Source organism: Streptomyces sp. Ru72 (assembly GCF_002920635.1).
Lineage (GTDB): Bacteria > Actinomycetota > Actinomycetes > Streptomycetales > Streptomycetaceae > Streptomyces.
Map to the genome: position 1 here is coordinate 17,143 of NZ_PQSR01000055.1, position 17,596 is coordinate 34,738.

The window sequence follows — 17,596 nt, forward strand, 5'->3', positions numbered from 1 at the left end:
CCTTTCACAACGCCGGGGCGACGCCAGGCGGCACCACCGCCTCCTTGCGTCGCCCCCTGCCCCTGACTTGCCGGTTCTCAGCCCTGCGGGTGATGCGCGGGGATCGGCGGCAGCTCGCCCGTGGTCTCGTACGAGGACAGCATGTCGATGCGCCGCGCATGCCGCTCGTCACCCGAGAACGGCGTGTTCAGGAACGTCTCGACGAACTTCGTCGCCTCTTCCACCGTGTGCATCCGGGCGCCCACGGCGACGACGTTGGCGTTGTTGTGCTGCCGGCCCAGCGAGGCCGTCTCCTCGCTCCAGGCGAGGGCCGCACGCACGCCCTTCACCTTGTTCGCGGCGATCTGCTCCCCGTTGCCGGAGCCGCCGATCACGATGCCGAGGGCGTCGGGGTCCGCGGCGGTCCGCTCCGCGGCGCGGAGGCAGAACGGCGGGTAGTCGTCCTGGGCGTCGTAGATGTGGGGCCCGCAGTCGACGGGCTCGTGCCCGGCGGCCTTGAGCCACTCGACGAGGTGGTTCTTCAGTTCGAAACCGGCATGGTCGGAGCCGAGGTACACGCGCATGGTCCGAGTGTGTCACGTCCGTCGCGGCTCGGCCTCGCGGGGTGACAGCCAGGAAAAGGTGTGAGCTGCACCATAGAACCTCAAGAAAACCTCAAGTAACAATCCGGATTCAAAGGTTCCCGAATTTGTTCGCCTCAGATTCACTGGACCGGCTCGTACACCGCTCGTACGAGCCCCCGTACTTCCGCTCGTACGGGGCAGAAGGTGTCCGTCCGTACGTGTGTCCCCTCTTGTTTCTCGTACACCCGGCGCAAAGGAATCACCCTTTATGACTTCGCAGCCGACCCCCACCCAGGCCGGAAACGCGTCCGGCCGCACCGGAGAACCCGGCGGCGGCCTTCAGGCAGGACTCAAGAACCGTCATCTGTCGATGATCGCCATCGGTGGCGTCATCGGTGCCGGCCTCTTCGTCGGCTCCAGCTCCGGAATCGCCACCGCCGGCCCCGGCATCCTGCTCTCGTACGCTCTCGTCGGCACGCTCGTGGTGCTGGTGATGCGGATGCTGGGCGAGATGTCCGCCGCGAACCCCACCTCGGGCTCCTTCTCCGCGCACGCGGACCGGGCGCTCGGCCGCTGGGCCGGTTTCTCGATCGGCTGGCTGTACTGGTTCTTCTGGGTCGTCGTGCTCGCCGTGGAGGCCACCGCGGGCGCCAAGATCCTCTCCGAGTGGGTCCCGGCCGTGCCGCAGTGGGGCTGGGCTCTGATCGTCATGATCGTGCTGACCGCGACCAACCTGGTCTCCGTCGGCTCCTACGGTGAGTTCGAGTTCTGGTTCGCCGGGATCAAGGTCGTGGCGATCGGCGCGTTCATCGTCATCGGTCTGCTCGCCGTCTTCGGCGTGCTGCCGGGCGTGCACACCGACAAGGCGAGCTTCGGCAACCTGACCGGCCACGGCGGGTTCCTGCCGCACGGACCGGGCGCCATCCTCACCGGTGTGCTGCTGGTCGTGTTCTCCTTCATGGGCAGCGAGATCGCCACGCTGGCGGCCGGCGAGTCGGAGGACCCGCAGCGGGCGGTCACCAAGTCGACGAACAGCATCATCTGGCGTATCGCCGTCTTCTACCTGGGCTCGATCCTCGTGGTCGTCTCGCTGCTGCCGTGGAACGACCCGTCGATCAAGGACAAGGGCTCCTACGTCGCCGCCCTGGACTCCCTCGGCATCGCGCACGCCGGCCAGATCATGAACGTCATCGTGCTGACGTCGGTGCTGTCCTGTCTGAACTCCGGGCTCTACACCGCCTCCCGCATGGCCTTCTCGCTGGGCCAGCGGGGTGACGCGCCGAAGGCGTTCGCGCGGACCACGTCCCGGGGCGTGCCGATGGCCGCGATCGTCGCGTCCGTCGTCTTCGGCTTCGTCGCCGTCTTCTTCAACTACAAGTTCCCGGACTCGGTCTTCCTCTTCCTGGTCAACTCCAGTGGCGCGGTGGCCCTGTTCGTGTGGCTGGTCATCTGCTTCTCGCAGCTGCGGATGCGGAAGATCATCCAGCGCGAGGCGCCGGAGAAGCTGCTCGTCAAGATGTGGCTGTACCCGTACCTGACCTGGGCGACGGCCGCGCTGATCGTGTTCGTCCTCGGCTACATGCTGACCGACACCGAGCACGACGGACGTGAGACGGTGCTGCTGTCGCTGCTCGTCGCCGCGGTGGTGCTGGTGATCGCCGTGGTGAAGGAGCGGGTCGCGGGCAACCACCCGGCGACCCCCGCCGAGGCACCGGCCGACAAGGTCTCCGTCGGCTGATCCGGCACCCCTCGGAACATGGCCGCATAACCTGACGGAACCTGTCAGGTTATGCGGCCATCATGCGTCGCATGACCTACACGGACAACCGCGCAGACCTGACCCTGCTCCGCCCCGGCGACGCCGACTACGACCACGAACTCGCCGGATTCCAGACCGGGTTCGTCCAACGGCCGGCCGTGATCGCGCCCGTCCGGTCGGCCGCGGACGTGGTGGCCGCCGTACGGTACGCGGCCGCCGCAGACCTGCCGGTGGGCGTGCAGGCCACCGGACACGGACTGCCCGGGGGCTACGAGGGCGGGCTGCTCGTCACGGCCCGGCGGCTGGACGGGCTCACCGTCGACCCCGAGGCGCGCACGGTCCGCGTACAGGCGGGGGTGCGCTGGGGGCAGGTGGTCGCGGCGGCCGAGCCGTACGGGCTGGCGCCGCTCAACGGCTCGGCTCCGGGCGTGGGCGCGGTGTCGTACACCCTGGGCGGCGGACTCGGCATCCTCGCACGGGAGTTCGGCTACGCGGCCGACCATGTGCGGTGGCTGGAGGTCGTCACCGCCGACGGCGCACTCCGCCGTGTCACCCTGGAGTCCGACCCCGACCTGTACTGGGCGCTGCTCGGCGCCGGGCAGAACTTCGGCATCGTGACCGAGCTGGAGATCGGCCTGGTTCCGGTGCGGAGGCTGTACGGCGGCTCGCTCTCCTTCGACGGGCGCGAGGTGGACCCCGCGGCCGTGCTGCGCGCGTACGAGGCATGGACGCGGACCGTGCCGGACGGGCTGACCTCCTCCTTCGCCGCCGTGCCGTACCCGGACCTGCCCGCACTGCCGCCGCACCTGCGCGGCCGGTACCTCGTGTCGATCAGGGTCGCCCACACGGGCGCGGACGGCGAACGGCTCACGGCCCCGCTGCGGGAGATCGGTCCGGTGCTGTCGGACTCGCTGCGCGAGATGCCGTACGCCGAGAGCCACACCATCCACAGCGACCCGGACTTCCCGCACACCTACTACGGCGACAGCGCGGTGCTGCGGGAGCTGGACGTCGAACGGGCCGGGGAACTGCTGAAGCGCACCGGGCCCGAAGCGGGCCTGATGTGCGTCGTGCAGGTCAACCACCTGGGCGGGGCGCTGGCCCGGCCGGCGCCGAACGCGGTGCCGTATCGCGAGGGGCGGTTCCTGGTGCGGCTGTTGACCGTGGGGGACCGTGAGCGGGCGCGGGCCGTACTGGACCCGGCGTTCGCCCTGCTGTCGGACGATCGCCTGGGCCGCTCGCTCAACTTCGCCTTCGGGGCCGGGGACCGGGGTGCCGGGCTGTACGACCCGGAAACGCGGAAGAGGCTCACCGGGCTGAAGGAGACCTACGACCCGGCGAACCTCTTCCGCAGGAACTACGGCGTCAGCGCTTGCTGACGAACTTCCAGGCGGTGGGCAGCGCGCCCATCGCCAGGGCGGCCTTGAGGGCGTCTCCGATCAGGAACGGGGTGAGGCCGGCCGCGACCGCCTGGGCGAAGGAGAGGTGGGCCGCCAGGGCCAGGTAGGGAACGCCGACCGCGTAGATGATCGCCTCGCCGAGGATCATCGTGCCCGCCATGCGCAGCGGGGAGCGGTCGGCGCCGCGGCGGGCCAGGGCGCCCACGGCCGCCGAGGCGAGCAGCATGCCGATGACATAGCCGAAGGAGACGGCCCCCGCGCCGGAGGCGCCGCCCGCGAACCACGGCACACCGGCCACACCGGCGAGCACGTACAGGGCGAGGGAGAGGAAGCCGCGGCGGGCGCCGAGCGCCGTGCCGACGAGAAGCGCGGCGAAGGTCTGGCCGGTCACCGGCACCGGGGATCCGGGTACGGGGACCGACAGCTGGGCCGCGAGGCCGGTGAGCGCGGCGCCGCCGACGACGAGGGCCGCGTCGCGGACGCGGGACGCCGGCAGCAGGTCGGCGAGGACTGCGCCGGGGCGGGCAGTGGCGGTGGCGGTGCTCATGGGGACTCCGCGGGGTGGTGTGGACACGTCGGGACAGCGTGACGCTATCCCAGCGCCCTCGAGCCGATCACCATCGGCGGTCGACAAAGGGTGGAACGGCGCGTTCGTGAACTTCGAACAAAGGATGCTCCTTACACATCATCAGGCGTGAGACACGTCACTGAGATGAGGACGTTTCACTCACGCCCCGGCAGCGACCGGGAACTGTAGGGTCCCGCCAAAGCCGAGAGGGGTCCGTCTCGCCCGTCGGTCGCCGTCTGGGCAGGGGTGGGCCGTTTTGCTAGCTTCGGACGCATGGTTGCCCAGGCCCGGAACTTCACGTCGCGTCGCTACGTCGACCTGCGACGCCAGGGCACGGCCACCTGTCGCCGCCCGGTGTAGGGGCGGGCTCCGGCGCGCCTCGAGCCTTCCGAGACGTGTCGGCCCCGTTCCCGAGGACGGTTCTCCATGCCCCGTACCGCGGCATCCACTCTTGTCTCCCCTGTCCCCCGTGCCGCCGACAGCGACCGGCGGCGTACCAGTGCCAGCGTCGTGCTGCGGTCCGTGCTGGAGCACGGGCCGGTGGCGCGCAGCACCGTCGCCCGGCTGACCGGGCTGTCGCCCGCGTCCGTCACCGAGCACTGTGCCCGGCTGACCGGGCTCGGGCTGATCCGTGAGGAGGCGGCCCCGCGCCGCTCGAACGGGGTGGGCCGGCCGCACGTGCCCGTCGATCTCGACACCGAGCGGTTCCTGGTCGGCGGGGTGCATGTGGCCGTGCCGTACACCACGGTCGCACTGCTCGATCTGCGCGGACGGGTCGTGGCCCGGCGGGAGGTGAAGCACGAGCGGACCGACCCCGGCTGGGTGCTGGCCCGGGCCGCGGAAGGACTCGAGGCACTGCTCGCCGAGGCGACGGGCCGCGGGCCGCTCGGAGTCGGGGTCGCGGCCGGCGGCTGGGTGGACCGGGAGACGGGCACCGTGGTCGAGCACGAACTGCTCGGCTGGCGCGAGGTGCCGGTGCGGGACCTGCTCGAGGCCCGCACCGGGCTGCCGGTCCATGTGGACGGGCACGCGCGCGCGTTGGTCAACGGGGAACGACTGTTCGGACAGGCCCGGGGCAGCCGCAGCGTGCTGCACCTGTTCGTGGGCAACGTGGTCGACGCGGCCTTCGCCACCAACGACGAGGTGCACCACGGGCCGCGCTCCCAGGCCGGGGCGATCGCCCACCTTCCGGTGCCCGGCGGCACCGAGCCGTGCGCGTGCGGCCGTACCGGCTGCCTGCAAGTGGAGCTGAGCGAGCGGACGTTGTGCCGGCGGGCGCGTGCGGCCGGGGTGATCGACGGGGTGAACCCGATGCACGTGGTGGCCGCGGCGGCGGCCGGGGACGCGGTGGCGCGGCGGCTGCTGAGGGAGCGGGCCCGGACGACCGGGAGGGCGGCCGGGCTGCTGCTGGACGTCCTGAACCCGGAGACGGTCGTGGTGACCGAGGTGGGTGTCATGCACTTCGAGGACTGCCTGCACGCGCTGCGGGAAGCGGCCGGAATGCGCCGGGCGGCGGCCGTCGTGCCGACGAGTTTCCCGGATTCCGTGCTTGCGGTCGCGGGCGGCTCGGTGATTCTCGACGTGCTGTTCCGGGACCCACTGGGCGTGTCACCTGAGGCTATTTAATTCAGAAACTCGGAATGTTGACAGGGGTCGTCCATGGCCGGGAACATCATGCTCATGAACCCGCTCACGAGCTGTCGCACTCTCTGTTGCTGACACATTGCCGCGCATGAAGCGCGTGTTTCCGCCTGCGTGAGTTCACTTCTTCCGGCATCCTTCCCGCCCGGCATTCCCCACTTCCGGCGTTGCGGCCCGCCCGGAATTCCTCCTGCCTTTCTTTTTCTGTTCCGCTCCGTGCGTCCAGGGAGTCCTCCCATGCCTTCTCCATCTGTCTCCGGTCTCGACCGCCGCCTGTTTCTCACCTCCCTGCTCGGCGCGTCCGCCGCCGTGGCCGGGCTCAGCGGCTGCGCGGGCGGCAGTGCCGCCGCCGACACCGAGGGCGCCGCCACCAGGCCACTCGCCGACAAGGTCCCGGCCGGCACCAGCCTGAAGATCGCCTCGTACCAGAACCAGCAGCAGCTGCAGTTCAAGCTGGCGAAACTGTCCGAGCTGCCGTTCGCGGTGTCGAGTTGGGTGAACATCGGGGCCGGCCCGGATGTGATCAACGCCTTCCGCGCCAAGTCCCTGGACCTCGCCAACAACGCGGGCATCCCGCCCATCCAGGCGCACTACCAGGGCTTCGCCGCGAAGATCGTGGCGATCGGCATCACCCGCAAGCCCAACTACCTCTTCGCCACCAAACCCGGCAGCGACATCCGCACCGTCGAGGACTTCAAGGGCAGGAGGCTGGCCTTCTCCCAGGGCCAGGCACAGGGCGTCGTGCTGCTGCGGGCGCTGAGGAAGGCGGGCCTGAAGTACGACGACGTGAAGCTGGTCCCGCTCACCAGCAACCAGTTCCTCACCGCCCTTCAGTCCGGGCAGGTGGACGTGGCCCCGCTCGGCAACAACCAGGCACCCGCCTATCTGAAGCAGTACGGGCCCAAGGGCGCCCACACCATCACCACCGACGTGGTCGACCTGCTGAACCTGCTGTGGGCGCCGCAGTCGGTGCTCGACGACCCGGCCAAGGCCGCCGCGATCGCCGCGTACATCCCCCGGTGGGCCCAGGGCCAGGTGTGGACGTACGAGCACCCCGAGGTCTGGGACGAGGAGTTCTACGTCAAGACGCAGAACCTGACCCTGGAGCAGGCCAAGTCCATCACCGCGCTCGCCAACAAGCCGCTGTTCCCGCCGACCTGGGACGAGGCGATCAAGTGGGAGCAGGAGACCGCCGATCTGCTCGCCGAGGGCGGGTTCGTGAAGAAGTTCGACGTGTCCTCGCTCTTCGACCACCGCTTCGAGTCCATCGCCGCCAGGGCCGTACCGGCGGAGTACCGGAGGTGAGCGCCATGACCACGACGACGACTGCCGTGGCGGCGACGGCCGTCGGCGAACTCCCCCAGGTCCGCCGGCGCCGCCGGCTCTCCCCCGGGCGTCGCCTGCCCGCCGCCCGGCTCATCGGCCCGCTGGCGGTCCTCGCCCTGTGGGCAGCCGCCTCGGCCGCGGGGGCGCTCGACCCGGGTGCCGTCCCGGCGCCCTGGACGGTGCTGAGGACGGCCGGCCACCTGTGGACGGACGGCACGCTGTCCACGGATGTGCTGACCTCGCTGAAGCGGGCCGCGTACGGCTTCGCGATCGGCCTGACCGCGGGGGTGCTGCTGGCGCTCGCCTCGGGGCTCAGCCGGGCCGGGGAAGCGCTGATCGACGGGACCGTGCAGCTCAACCGGGCGATCCCGACCCTCGGTCTGATCCCGCTGTTCATCCTCTGGCTGGGCATCGGCGAGACCTTCAAGATCGCCATCATCGCGATCGTCGTCTACATCCCCATCTACCTGAACACGCACTCCGCGCTGTCCGGCATCGACAGCCGGTACGTCGAACTCGCCGAGGTGCAGGGCCTGTCGAGATTCACCTTCATCCGGCAGGTGGTGATCCCCGGCGCGCTGCCCGGATTCTTCGTGGGACTCCGGCTCGGCGTGACCGGCTCCTGGCTGGGCCTGGTGGTCCTGGAGCAGATCAACGCCACCAGCGGCCTCGGCTACATGATGTTCCAGGCGCAGAACTACGGCCAGAGCGACGTCATCCTGGTCGGCCTGCTGATCTACGGCGTCTTCGGCCTGGTCTCCGACAGCGTGGTCCGCCTCGTCGAACGGAGGGTGCTGTCGTGGCGCCGCACACTGAGCAGCTGACCCGGCCCGCGGTCCGACTGCGGGGACTGACCCGGTCGTTCGGCGGCCGCACGGTCCTCGACGGCATCGACCTCGATCTGCCCGCCGGGCAGTTCACGGCCCTCCTGGGGCACAGCGGCTCGGGCAAGTCCACCCTGCTGCGGGCCGTCGCCGGACTGGACCACGGGGTGGCCGGACGGGGGTCCCCCCAGCGCGAGCGAAGCCGAGGGCTCGGGGGAGGGCAGATCACCGCGCCCGAGCGGGTCTCGGTGGTCTTCCAGGACTCCCGGCTGCTGCCCTGGCGCCGCGTACTGGACAACGTCCTGCTGGGCCTGGACGGCAGGGACGCCGAGGAGCGCGGCCGGGCCGCCCTCGCGGAGGTGGGTCTGGAGGGCCGCGAGCGGGCCTGGCCGGGCGAGCTGTCCGGCGGTGAGGCCCAGCGGGCCGCGCTGGCCCGCTCCCTGGTCCGCGAGCCGCAACTCCTCCTGGCGGACGAGCCGTTCGGGGCACTGGACGCACTCACCCGGATCAGGATGCACGGCCTGCTGCGCGAGCTGTGGCAGCGCCACCGGCCCTCCGTGCTGCTCGTGACCCACGACGTGGACGAGGCGATCGTGCTCGCCGACCGCGTCCTCGTCCTGGACCAGGGCCGTATCGGCCTGGACCTGACCATCGACCGCCCGCATCCGCGCTCCTACCGCGAGCCGGTCCTGGGCGAATACCGCGAGCGGCTGCTGGCCGCCCTTGGCGTCACGGAGGACCGTCCATGACACAGAGAAGGCTCCACCTCAACGCGTTCCTGATGAACACCGGTCACCACGAGGCCTCGTGGCGGCTCCCGGAGAGCGACCCCTACGCGCACGTCGACCTCGCGCACTACGTCGGCCTGGCTCGGACCGCCGAGCGCGGCACCTTCGACTCCCTCTTCCTCGCCGACGGCCCCCAGCTGTGGAACAACCTCGCCCAGCGGCCGGCCGGCGCCCTGGAACCGCTCACCCTGCTGACCGCGCTGGCGACGGCCACCGAGCACATCGGCCTGATCGCCACCGCCTCCACCTCGTACAACTCCCCCTACAACCTGGCCCGCAGGTTCGCCTCGCTGGACATCGTCAGCGGCGGCCGGGCGGGCTGGAACATCGTCACCACCGCGGGCGCCGAGGCCGCCCGCAACTTCGGCCTGGACGCCGAGCCCGCGCACGCCGAGCGGTACGCGCGCGCCGCCGAGTTCCTCGACGTGGCCCTCAAGCTCTGGGACAGCTGGGAGGACGACGCCATCGTCGCCGACAAGGCGGCCGGGGTCTGGGGCGACGACAGCAAGATCCATCCGCCCCGGCACAAGGGGAGGTACTTCAGCGTCGCCGGCGCCCTCAACGTGCCGCGCACCCCGCAGGGTTACCCGCTGCTGGTGCAGGCGGGCTCCTCGGAGGACGGCAAGGCGTTCGCGGCCCGGTACGCGGAGGCGGTGTTCACGGCCCAGCAGACCATCGAGGGCGCGCAGGTCTTCTACGCCGACCTCAAGGCCCGCACCGAGCGGGAGGGGCGCAACCCCGACCACATCAAGGTGCTGCCCGGCATCGTCCCCGTGCTCGGCTCGACCGAGGCCGAGGCGAGGGCCGCCGAGCAGCTGCTGGAGGACCACATCGTGTACGACCACGGGGTGGGCCGCCTGGAGAGCCTGCTGCACCTGGAGCCCGGGACCCTGGAGCTGGACGCCCTGCTCCCCGCCGATCTGCCGCCGGAGTCCGCCATCGAGGGCGCCAAGAGCCGCTACACGCTCGTCGTGGAGCTGGCCCGGCGCGAACGGCTGACCGTGCGGCAGCTGATCGGGCGGCTCGGCGGCGGACGCGGGCACCTCACCTTCGCCGGGACGCCCGAGCAGGTCGCCGACCAGATCGAGACCTGGTTCACGCGAGGGGCCGCCGACGGCTTCAACATCATGCCCGCCGTGCTGCCCTCCGGCCTGGAGGCGTTCGTCGAGCACGTCGTACCTCTCCTGCGCACCCGCGGCCTGCTCCGCACGGAGTACGGCCCCCGCCAGACCCTGCGGGAGCGCTACGGCCTCCCCCGCCCCGCCAACCAGTATCTGGCCCCCGCACTCGCCACCGCCTGAAAGGACCCGCCATGTCCATCGAGATCACCAAGGTCACCGCACGCATCGGCGCCCGGGTCTCCGGAGTCGACATCACCAAGCCGCTCGACCAGGAGCAGGTCACCGCGATCCGCGAGGCCCTGAACGCCCACAAGGCACTCGTCTTCGACGCCGGAGACCTGGACGACGCGGGCCAGCAGGCCTTCGCCCGCCAGTTGGGCGACCTCACCACCGCCCACCCGACGGTCGGCGCCGTCGAGGGCGCCCCGAACGTGCTGCCCGTGGACAGTGAGCGGGGCCGCGCCAACCACTGGCACACCGACGTCACCTTCGTCCTCAACCCGCCTCAGGCCAGCACCCTGCGCTCGATCACGATCCCGCCCTACGGCGGCGAGACGCTGATCGCCAACGCGGCGGCGGCCTACCGCGACCTGCCGGAACCGCTGCGCCGCCTGGCCGACACCCTGTGGGCCGAGCACACCAACGACTACGACTACGCGGTGCCGGAGGAGGAGATCGACGAGGAGAAGGCCGCCCAGCGCGCCCAGTTCACCTCGATCAGGTACCGCACCGCCCACCCCGTCGTCCGCGTCCATCCGCTGACCGGGGAGCGCGGGCTGTTCATCGGCGGGTTCGCGCAGCGGATCGTCGGCCTGTCGGTCGGCGAGTCCCGGAAGATCCTGGAGCTGCTCCAGGCGTACGTCACCCGCCCGGAGAACATCCTGCGCCACCGCTGGGCGGAGAACGAGCTGGTGCTCTTCGACAACCGGATCACCCAGCACTACGCCATCGACAACTACGACGGGCAGCCGCGCCGGCTGCACCGGGTGACCGTCGCCGGTGACGTCCCGGTCGGCATCGAGGGCAAGGAGAGCTACTCCATCGAGGGCGACGCCTCGCACTACACGCCGGTCGCCGCGTAACCGGAGGGTCACCGACCGTACATCCGGCGTCCGGATAGTGGGCAGCCTCTCCGTCCCACCGGAGAGGCTGCCCACACTGTGGGCGTTTTGCCCCCTCTCACGTACGGGACGAGCCGCGCCCATGCCCAGCACCACCGTCGAGACGCCGCCGACCGACGACGTCTCCCTCTCCCACGGCCTCAAGCAGCGCCATCTGTCGATGATCGCCCTCGGCGGGGTGATCGGCGCCGGCCTGTTCGTCGGGTCCGGCGCGGGCATCGCCGCCGCCGGGCCGTCGATCGTGATCGCGTACGCCGTCTCCGGTCTGCTCGTCATGCTGGTGATGCGGATGCTCGGCGAGATGTCGGCCGCCTATCCGTCGTCGGGCTCCTTCTCCGCGCACGCCGAGCGGGCCATCGGCCCCTGGGCGGGCTTCACCGCGGGCTGGTCGTTCTGGGTGCTGCTGTGCACGGCGGTCGGCCTGGAGGGCATCGGCGCCGCGAAGATCGTCACCGGATGGCTGCCCGGCACCCCGGAATGGGCGTGGGTGGCGCTGTTCATGGTGGTCTTCTGCGGGGCCAACCTGGCCGCAGTGAAGAACTTCGGCGAGTTCGAGTTCTGGTTCGCCGCGCTGAAGGTCGGCGCGATCACCCTGTTCCTGGTGCTCGGCGTGCTGGCGATCGCGGGCGTGCTGCCCGGCACCGACTCCCCCGGCGCCTCGCACCTGACCGACTTCCTGCCGCACGGCAGCGAGGGCCTGGTCATCGGCCTGCTCGCGTCGGTGTTCGCGTACGGCGGCCTGGAGACGGTCACCATCGCGGCGGCCGAGTCGCAGGACCCGGTCAGGGGTGTGGCGAGCGCGGTGCGTACCGCGATGTGGCGCATCGCGGTGTTCTACGTCGGCTCGATGGCGGTCATCGTCACGCTGGTCCCGTGGAACGCCAAGGAGGTCGTCGAGAAGGGCCCGTACGTGGCCGCCCTGGACCACCTGGGCATTCCGGGTGCCGGGCAGCTGATGAACGTGGTGGTGCTGGTCGCGCTGCTGTCCGCGATGAACGCGAACATCTACGGCTCCTCGCGCATCGCGTACTCGCTGGTGGAGCGCGGCCAGGGTCCGAAGGCGCTGGGCAGGGTCTCCGGTGGCGTCCCCCGGGTCGCGGTGCTGGCGTCCTCGGTCTTCGGGTTCGTGTGCGTGGTGCTGAGCTACTGGCGGCCGGACGACGTCTTCCCCTGGCTGCTGAACATGATCGGCGCGGTGATCCTGGTCGTCTGGGTCTTCATCGCGGTCTCGCAGCTGCGCCTGCGCCGCCGCCTGGAGCGGGAGGCGCCGGGCAGGCTGGTCGTGCGGATGTGGGCGTTCCCCGTGCTGACGTGGCTCGCGCTGGCCGGCATGGCGGCGATCTTCGTGCTGATGGCCCGGCAGCCGGACACCCGCGTGCAGCTGTACTCGACGGGCGGGATGACCCTGTTCCTGGCGGTCGTCGGCTACGCCTGGCAGAGGGCGCGCGCCGGGCGCTGACGCCGGGACCGGCGCGTCGCGGTCCCGCGGCGCCCCACTTTCCGTCGCACGTGGGATTGACGGTCCGCCACCACGGGATCACCCTCGGTCGACAAGCCGTTCCCATGAGGGGACGGGGACGGGAAGGGGAGCCGATGGAGTCGACCGACCCGGTACGTGTGGTGGCCGCGGGTGACCGCTTCGTCCTGCCGTCGCTGATCGCGGCGGCCGTACGCCACGAGATGGAAGAACATCCCTGCGAAGTGAGAGAGTTGGCGCTCGCGGAGGGCGCGGACGACACCGACGAGGAGCTGGTCAAGGCGCTGGCGGACGCCCAGGTCCTGGTCACCCGCGGCGGCCCGGTCACCGAGCGGGTGCTGGCCGCCGCGCCGGAGCTGCGGCTGGTGGTGGTGTGCCGGGGCGGCCCGGTGGACGTCGACCTCGACGCGGCCAAGGCTCACGGCATCCGGGTGTGCCGCGCGGCCGGCGGCGAGGCGGCGGCCACCGCAGAGTTCACGCTCGGCCTGATGCTGGCCGCACTGCGCGGCATCCCTCAGGCCCACGAATTCCTGACCCGGCAAGGGAGATGGCAGGGCCCCGCGTCCCCCACGTACGAGCACGCCGGCCAGGAGCTGGAGGACCTGCCGGTCGGCCTGATCGGTCATGGCGCGGTGGGCAGCCGGGTCGCGCGGGTGCTGTGCGCGTTCGGGGCGCGGGTGATGGTCTACGACCCGTATGTGCGCGGCGAGGTGCACGGGCTGCGGATCGGCTCGCTCGACGACCTGCTGCGCCGCTCCCGGGTGATCAGCCTGCACCCCCCGCTCACCTCCGGGACCCGGGGCCTGATCGGGGCTCGTGAGCTGGCCCTGCTGCCGCGCGGCGCGGTGGTGGTGAACGCGGCGGACGGGGAGCTGCTGGACGAGGACGCGCTGTGCGACGCGCTGGAGAGCGGGCAGTTGTCGGCGGCGGCCCTCGACACGTGTGCGCACGAGCCGCTGCCGCCGGGCTCCCGTCTCCTCGCTCTGACACAACGGCTGGTCCTGACCCCCCACCTCGGCGGGTCGAGCCGTGCGGCGGCCGAGAAGGCGGCCGGGCTCGCGGCGGAGGAGGTGGGCCGCTGGGTGCGCGGGGAGCCCCCGGCGCACTCCCTGGCGTGATCGGGCAGAGCGAGGAGACAGCCATGACCTACCGGGCATACCGGCGGTGCCCCAACTGCGGGGACACGATGCAGGACTTCCGGGAGCTGGAGGGGGACGCGGAGAAGGCGGCGGCCGAGGAGGCCCTCCGGCCGGTCCTGGAGGGCCATCCCTTCGTCGCGAAGGACTACCACCGCTGCGCACGGCCCGGCTGCCGTCGCATCCAGCGCAAGGACCACTGGAGGACGGGGGCGACGTTGCCCGAGGAGTACTAGACAACGGACGGGGCGCCGCGCCAACCGTGGCTGCGACGCCCCGTCCACCTGGTCCGGCGGTACCCGGCGGTGAGGACTACAGGTTGCTGAAGTCCGGCCCCTTCGTCCGCGTCCGCTTGATCTCGTAGAAGCCCGGCACCGACGCGACCGCCAGCGTGCCGTCCCAGAGCCTCGCCGCGTCCTCGCCCTTCGGCGCCGGTGTCACCACCGGTCCGAAGAAGGCGATCTGCTCCCCGTCCGGGCCCGGCACCGCGATCACCGGTGTGCCCACCTCCTGCCCCACCTTCTCGATGCCCTCCTTGTGCGAGGCGCGCAGCTGCGCATCGAACTCGAAGTCCTCCTGCTCGGCGTAGTCGATCAAATCGGCGGGCAGACCGACCTCCTCGAGCGCCGCCGCGATCGCCTCGAGCGTCGGGCCCTCGTCCTGGTTGTGGAAGCGCGTGCCGAGCGCGGTGTACAGCGGCCCGAGGACGTCCGCACCGTGCTTCTGCCACGCCGCCGTCACCACCCGCACCGGCTTCCACGCCTTGGTCGCCAGCATCTCCCGGTACTCCTCGGGCAGCTGGTCGAGCTTGTCCTCGTTGAGCACGGCCAGGCTCATGATGTGCCAGCGCACCTCGATGTCCCGGACCTTCTCCACCTCCAGCACCCAGCGGGAGGTCATCCAGGCCCAGGGGCACAGCGGGTCGAACCAGAAGTCGACGGGGGTCTTGCCGGAAGCGGTCGCGGTCTCGGACATGGCTCTCCTCGGAAGCACGGATGTTCATTCCGCAACAACGGGTGCGCCGCCCACGTCATTCCCTCGCACCCCCGCCGTATTCCCGGCTGCCCCAGGTCAGGGGCGCATGGCAGGATCGGTCCTGTCCGTGCCACCCAGCAGCCGCCAAGGAGTGCCGCCCGTGCCCGGTGAGAACCTGTCCCGCGACGAGGCCCAGGAGAGGGCCGCCCTGCTGTCCGTCGACGGGTACGACGTGTCGCTCGACCTGCGCTCCGCCGTGGGCGAGGCACCCGGCGACGTGGACGCCGAGCCGCGCACCTTCCGCTCGGTCACCACGATCCGCTTCCGCTGCGCCGAGCCGGGCGCGTCGAGCTTCGCCGACCTGATCGCCCCGAGCGTCAGCGCGGTGTCCCTCAACGGCACGGACCTCGACCCCGGCGAGGTCTTCGACGGCACCCGCATCCTGCTGGAGGACCTGGCCGCCGAGAACGAGCTGGTGGTCGACGCCCAGTGCGCCTACTCCCGCACCGGTGAGGGCCTGCACCGCTTCGTCGACCCGGAGGACGGAGCGGTGTACCTGTACACCCAGTACGAGCCCGCCGACGCCCGCCGCGTCTTCGCGAACTTCGAGCAGCCCGACCTCAAGGCCCCCTTCCGTTTCGAGGTCCGGGCCCCCGAGGGCTGGACGGTGTGGAGCAACGGCGCCGGCGAGAAGCACGACGGGGTGTGGCGGTTCGCGGAGACCAAGCCGATCTCGACGTACATCACCTGCGTCGTGGCGGGCCCGTACCACTACGTCACCGACACCTACACCCGCACCCTCGACGACGGCACGAGCCTGGAGATCCCGCTCGGCGCGATGTGCCGCAAGGGTCTGGCCCGGCACTTCGACGCGGACGACGTCTTCCTGGTCACCAAGCAGGGCCTGGACTTCTTCCACGACCACTTCGACTACCCGTACCCGTTCGGCAAGTACGACCAGGCGTTCGTGCCCGAGTACAACCTCGGCGCGATGGAGAACCCGGGGCTCGTGACCTTCACCGAGGAGTTCGTCTTCCGCGGCAAGGTCACCCGGGCGTCCTACGAGCGCCGGGCCAATGTGGTCCTGCACGAGATGGCCCACATGTGGTTCGGCGACCTGGTGACCATGGCCTGGTGGGACGACCTGTGGCTGAAGGAGTCCTTCGCGGACTTCATGGGCTCGTTCTCGCTGGTGGAGGCGACCCGGTTCACGAGCGGCTGGATCACCTTCGCCAACAACCGCAAGGCGTGGGCGTACCGCGCCGACCAGCTGCCCTCCACGCACCCGATCACGGCGGACATCCGCGACCTCCAGGACGCGAAGCTCAACTTCGACGGCATCACCTACGCCAAGGGCGCGTCCGTGCTGAAGCAGCTGGTGGCGTACGTCGGGCGGGACGCGTTCCTGGAGGGCGCCCGCCGCTACTTCAAGCGGAACGCCTACGGCAACACGCGCCTGACCGATCTGCTGTCGGTGCTGGAGGAGACGAGCGGCCGGGACATGACGTCCTGGGCGCGCTCCTGGCTGCAGACGGCGGGGGTCAACTCCCTGACTCCGCAGGTGCTGCTGGGTGAGGACGGGCGGATCGCGGAGCTGTCGGTGCTCCAGGAGGCGGCCGGCCCCGCCCATCAGTCGGCTCCGCCGACGGGCATCCATGAGCTGCGGCCGCACCGGGTGGCGGTGGGCCTGTACCGCACCGAGGACGGCGCGCTCGTGCGGTACGCGCGCGCCGAGGTGGACGTGCACGGTCCGCGGACGGTGGTCGGTGACCTGGCGGGGTCGGAGCCACCGGAGCTGGTCCTGGTCAACGACGACGACCTCACCTACTGCAAGATCCGCTTCGACGACACCTCGCTGGCGACCCTTAAGGACCGTCTCGGCGACATCACCGACCCCCTGGCCCGTGCGCTGTGCTGGTCGGCGCTGTGGAACCTGACCCGGGACGCGCTGCTGCCGGCGCGGGACTTCGTCGACCTGGTGCTGCGGTTCGCCGGCCGGGAGTCCGACATCGGCGTGCTGCAGATGCTGCACACCTGGGCCGACTCCGCGCTGACGTACTACGCCGCGCCCGCGTGGCGGGAGACGGGCGGGCGGCTGCTGGCCGAGGGCGCGCTGCGTGAGCTGCGGCAGGCCGAGCCGGGCAGCCAGCACCAGCTGACCTGGGCGCGGTTCTTCGCGGCGGTGGCGTCCCAGGAGTCCGACCTGCGGCTGCTGCGGGGTCTGCTGGACGGCACGGACAAGATCGACGGGCTCGAGGTGGACCAGGAGCTGCGCTGGGCGTTCCTGCGGCCGCTGGCCGCGCACGGGGCCGCCGACGAGTCGGTGCTCGCCGCCGAACTGGCCCGCGACGACACGGCCTCCGGCAAGCGCCATCAGGTCCGCTGCCTGGCCTCGCGCCCCTCGGCCGCGGTCAAGGCGCAGGCGTGGGCGCAGGTCGTCGAGTCCGACGCGCTGTCGAACGCGCTCGTCGAGGCGACCATCGCGGGCTTTGTGCAGCCCTCCCAGCGGGAGTTGCTCGCGCCGTACGCGGAGAAGTACTTCGCGGCGATCGGGCGGGTGTGGGCGGAGCGGTCCATCCAGATCGGGATGCACGTGGTCAGGGGCCTGTTCCCGGCGCTGCAGGACTCGCCGCAGACGCTGGAGGCGACGGACGCGTGGCTCGCCGCGCACGAGGACGCCCCGCCGGCACTGCGACGGCTGGTGCTGGAGGCCCGCGACGATCTGGCGCGCGCCCTGCGGGGGCAGGCCTGTGACGCGGCGGCTCGCTGACGCGGGGACGGTGGTTGACGGGCGCGGCGGGACGACGGTGACGAAATAGGAGTACCGGAACCCGTAACCTTCCGCGTCCCCCGTCCGGACCAGCCCCTTTCGGCAGTCGAACGCACGTACTTTAGCG

At 71.2% G+C, this 17,596-nt stretch carries 15 protein-coding genes; 12 read left to right on the top strand and 3 right to left on the bottom strand.

The window, feature by feature from the left end:
- Positions 1 to 77: 77 nt before the first annotated feature.
- Positions 78 to 563, bottom strand: coding sequence for a ribose-5-phosphate isomerase (locus C3488_RS23715; RefSeq protein ID WP_103842535.1), 486 nt, complete (start codon positions 561 to 563; stop codon positions 78 to 80).
- Positions 564 to 831: 268 nt separating this feature from the next.
- Between C3488_RS23715 and C3488_RS23720 the strand changes: the two genes are divergently transcribed.
- A complete protein-coding gene (locus C3488_RS23720; RefSeq protein WP_181139164.1) occupies positions 832 to 2,301 on the top strand; it encodes an amino acid permease in 1,470 nt (489 codons plus the stop codon).
- A gap of 62 nt (positions 2,302 to 2,363) precedes the next feature.
- Positions 2,364 to 3,701, top strand: coding sequence for an FAD-binding oxidoreductase (locus C3488_RS23725; protein WP_103842537.1), 1,338 nt, complete (start codon positions 2,364 to 2,366; stop codon positions 3,699 to 3,701).
- On the opposite strand, the gene C3488_RS23730 is transcribed toward C3488_RS23725, so the two are convergent.
- Positions 3,688 to 4,269: a biotin transporter BioY gene (locus tag C3488_RS23730; RefSeq protein ID WP_103842539.1), complete on the bottom strand. Its 582-nt coding sequence runs from the start codon at positions 4,267 to 4,269 to the stop codon at positions 3,688 to 3,690. The genes C3488_RS23725 and C3488_RS23730 overlap by 14 nt on opposite strands.
- 447 nt (positions 4,270 to 4,716) lie before the next feature.
- Between C3488_RS23730 and C3488_RS23735 the strand changes: the two genes are divergently transcribed.
- From C3488_RS23735 to C3488_RS23775, 9 genes are all read left to right on the top strand, one after another.
- Positions 4,717 to 5,916, top strand: coding sequence for an ROK family transcriptional regulator (locus C3488_RS23735; protein WP_103842541.1), 1,200 nt, complete (start codon positions 4,717 to 4,719; stop codon positions 5,914 to 5,916).
- 252 nt (positions 5,917 to 6,168) lie between these two features.
- On the top strand, positions 6,169 to 7,236 hold the full coding sequence (locus C3488_RS23740; protein WP_103842543.1) for an ABC transporter substrate-binding protein: 1,068 nt from the start codon (positions 6,169 to 6,171) through the stop codon (positions 7,234 to 7,236).
- Positions 7,237 to 7,241: 5 nt separating this feature from the next.
- Positions 7,242 to 8,081 carry an ABC transporter permease gene (locus C3488_RS23745; protein ID WP_103842545.1) on the top strand — a complete coding sequence of 280 codons (840 nt, stop codon included), beginning with the start codon at positions 7,242 to 7,244 and terminating at the stop codon, positions 8,079 to 8,081.
- Entirely contained in the window at positions 8,057 to 8,830 is a 774-nt protein-coding gene (locus tag C3488_RS23750; RefSeq protein ID WP_103842547.1) for an ABC transporter ATP-binding protein, read from the top strand. Before C3488_RS23745 ends, C3488_RS23750 begins: the two co-directional genes overlap by 25 nt.
- Entirely contained in the window at positions 8,827 to 10,170 is a 1,344-nt protein-coding gene (locus tag C3488_RS23755) for an LLM class flavin-dependent oxidoreductase (RefSeq protein WP_103842549.1), read from the top strand. The genes C3488_RS23750 and C3488_RS23755 overlap by 4 nt, the downstream gene beginning before the upstream one ends.
- A gap of 11 nt (positions 10,171 to 10,181) precedes the next feature.
- A complete protein-coding gene (locus tag C3488_RS23760) occupies positions 10,182 to 11,072 on the top strand; it encodes a TauD/TfdA family dioxygenase (RefSeq protein ID WP_103842551.1) in 891 nt (296 codons plus the stop codon).
- Between the two features lie 121 nt (positions 11,073 to 11,193).
- Positions 11,194 to 12,570: an amino acid permease gene (locus tag C3488_RS23765; protein ID WP_103842553.1), complete on the top strand. Its 1,377-nt coding sequence runs from the start codon at positions 11,194 to 11,196 to the stop codon at positions 12,568 to 12,570.
- A 134-nt stretch (positions 12,571 to 12,704) separates the two neighbouring features.
- Positions 12,705 to 13,706 carry an NAD(P)-dependent oxidoreductase gene (locus C3488_RS23770; protein WP_103842555.1) on the top strand — a complete coding sequence of 334 codons (1,002 nt, stop codon included), beginning with the start codon at positions 12,705 to 12,707 and terminating at the stop codon, positions 13,704 to 13,706.
- Between the two features lie 23 nt (positions 13,707 to 13,729).
- Entirely contained in the window at positions 13,730 to 13,960 is a 231-nt protein-coding gene (locus C3488_RS23775; RefSeq protein WP_146067914.1) for a hypothetical protein, read from the top strand.
- A gap of 76 nt (positions 13,961 to 14,036) precedes the next feature.
- Here the strand turns inward: C3488_RS23775 and C3488_RS23780 are convergent, their stop codons facing one another.
- Complete coding sequence (locus C3488_RS23780) at positions 14,037 to 14,699, bottom strand: DsbA family protein (protein ID WP_103842558.1); 663 nt, start codon at positions 14,697 to 14,699, stop codon at positions 14,037 to 14,039.
- A gap of 160 nt (positions 14,700 to 14,859) precedes the next feature.
- On the opposite strand from C3488_RS23780, the gene pepN reads away from it, so the two are divergent.
- Entirely contained in the window at positions 14,860 to 17,469 is a 2,610-nt protein-coding gene (pepN, locus tag C3488_RS23785) for an aminopeptidase N (RefSeq protein ID WP_103842559.1), read from the top strand.
- The last annotated feature ends 127 nt before the right edge of the window (positions 17,470 to 17,596 follow it).

Excerpts from the sequence above, each read along its gene's own strand:
- C3488_RS23715 (WP_103842535.1), bottom strand. The coding sequence starts at position 563 with ATGCGCGTGTACCTCGGCTCCGACCATGCCGGTTTCGAACTGAAGAAC.
- C3488_RS23720 (WP_181139164.1), top strand. The coding sequence starts at position 832 with ATGACTTCGCAGCCGACCCCCACCCAGGCCGGAAACGCGTCCGGCCGC.
- C3488_RS23725 (WP_103842537.1), top strand. The coding sequence starts at position 2,364 with ATGCGTCGCATGACCTACACGGACAACCGCGCAGACCTGACCCTGCTC.
- C3488_RS23730 (WP_103842539.1), bottom strand. The coding sequence starts at position 4,269 with ATGAGCACCGCCACCGCCACTGCCCGCCCCGGCGCAGTCCTCGCCGAC.
- C3488_RS23735 (WP_103842541.1), top strand. The coding sequence starts at position 4,717 with ATGCCCCGTACCGCGGCATCCACTCTTGTCTCCCCTGTCCCCCGTGCC.
- C3488_RS23740 (WP_103842543.1), top strand. The coding sequence starts at position 6,169 with ATGCCTTCTCCATCTGTCTCCGGTCTCGACCGCCGCCTGTTTCTCACC.
- C3488_RS23745 (WP_103842545.1), top strand. The coding sequence starts at position 7,242 with ATGACCACGACGACGACTGCCGTGGCGGCGACGGCCGTCGGCGAACTC.
- C3488_RS23755 (WP_103842549.1), top strand. The coding sequence starts at position 8,827 with ATGACACAGAGAAGGCTCCACCTCAACGCGTTCCTGATGAACACCGGT.
- C3488_RS23760 (WP_103842551.1), top strand. The coding sequence starts at position 10,182 with ATGTCCATCGAGATCACCAAGGTCACCGCACGCATCGGCGCCCGGGTC.
- C3488_RS23765 (WP_103842553.1), top strand. The coding sequence starts at position 11,194 with ATGCCCAGCACCACCGTCGAGACGCCGCCGACCGACGACGTCTCCCTC.
- C3488_RS23770 (WP_103842555.1), top strand. The coding sequence starts at position 12,705 with ATGGAGTCGACCGACCCGGTACGTGTGGTGGCCGCGGGTGACCGCTTC.
- C3488_RS23775 (WP_146067914.1), top strand. The coding sequence starts at position 13,730 with ATGACCTACCGGGCATACCGGCGGTGCCCCAACTGCGGGGACACGATG.
- C3488_RS23780 (WP_103842558.1), bottom strand. The coding sequence starts at position 14,699 with ATGTCCGAGACCGCGACCGCTTCCGGCAAGACCCCCGTCGACTTCTGG.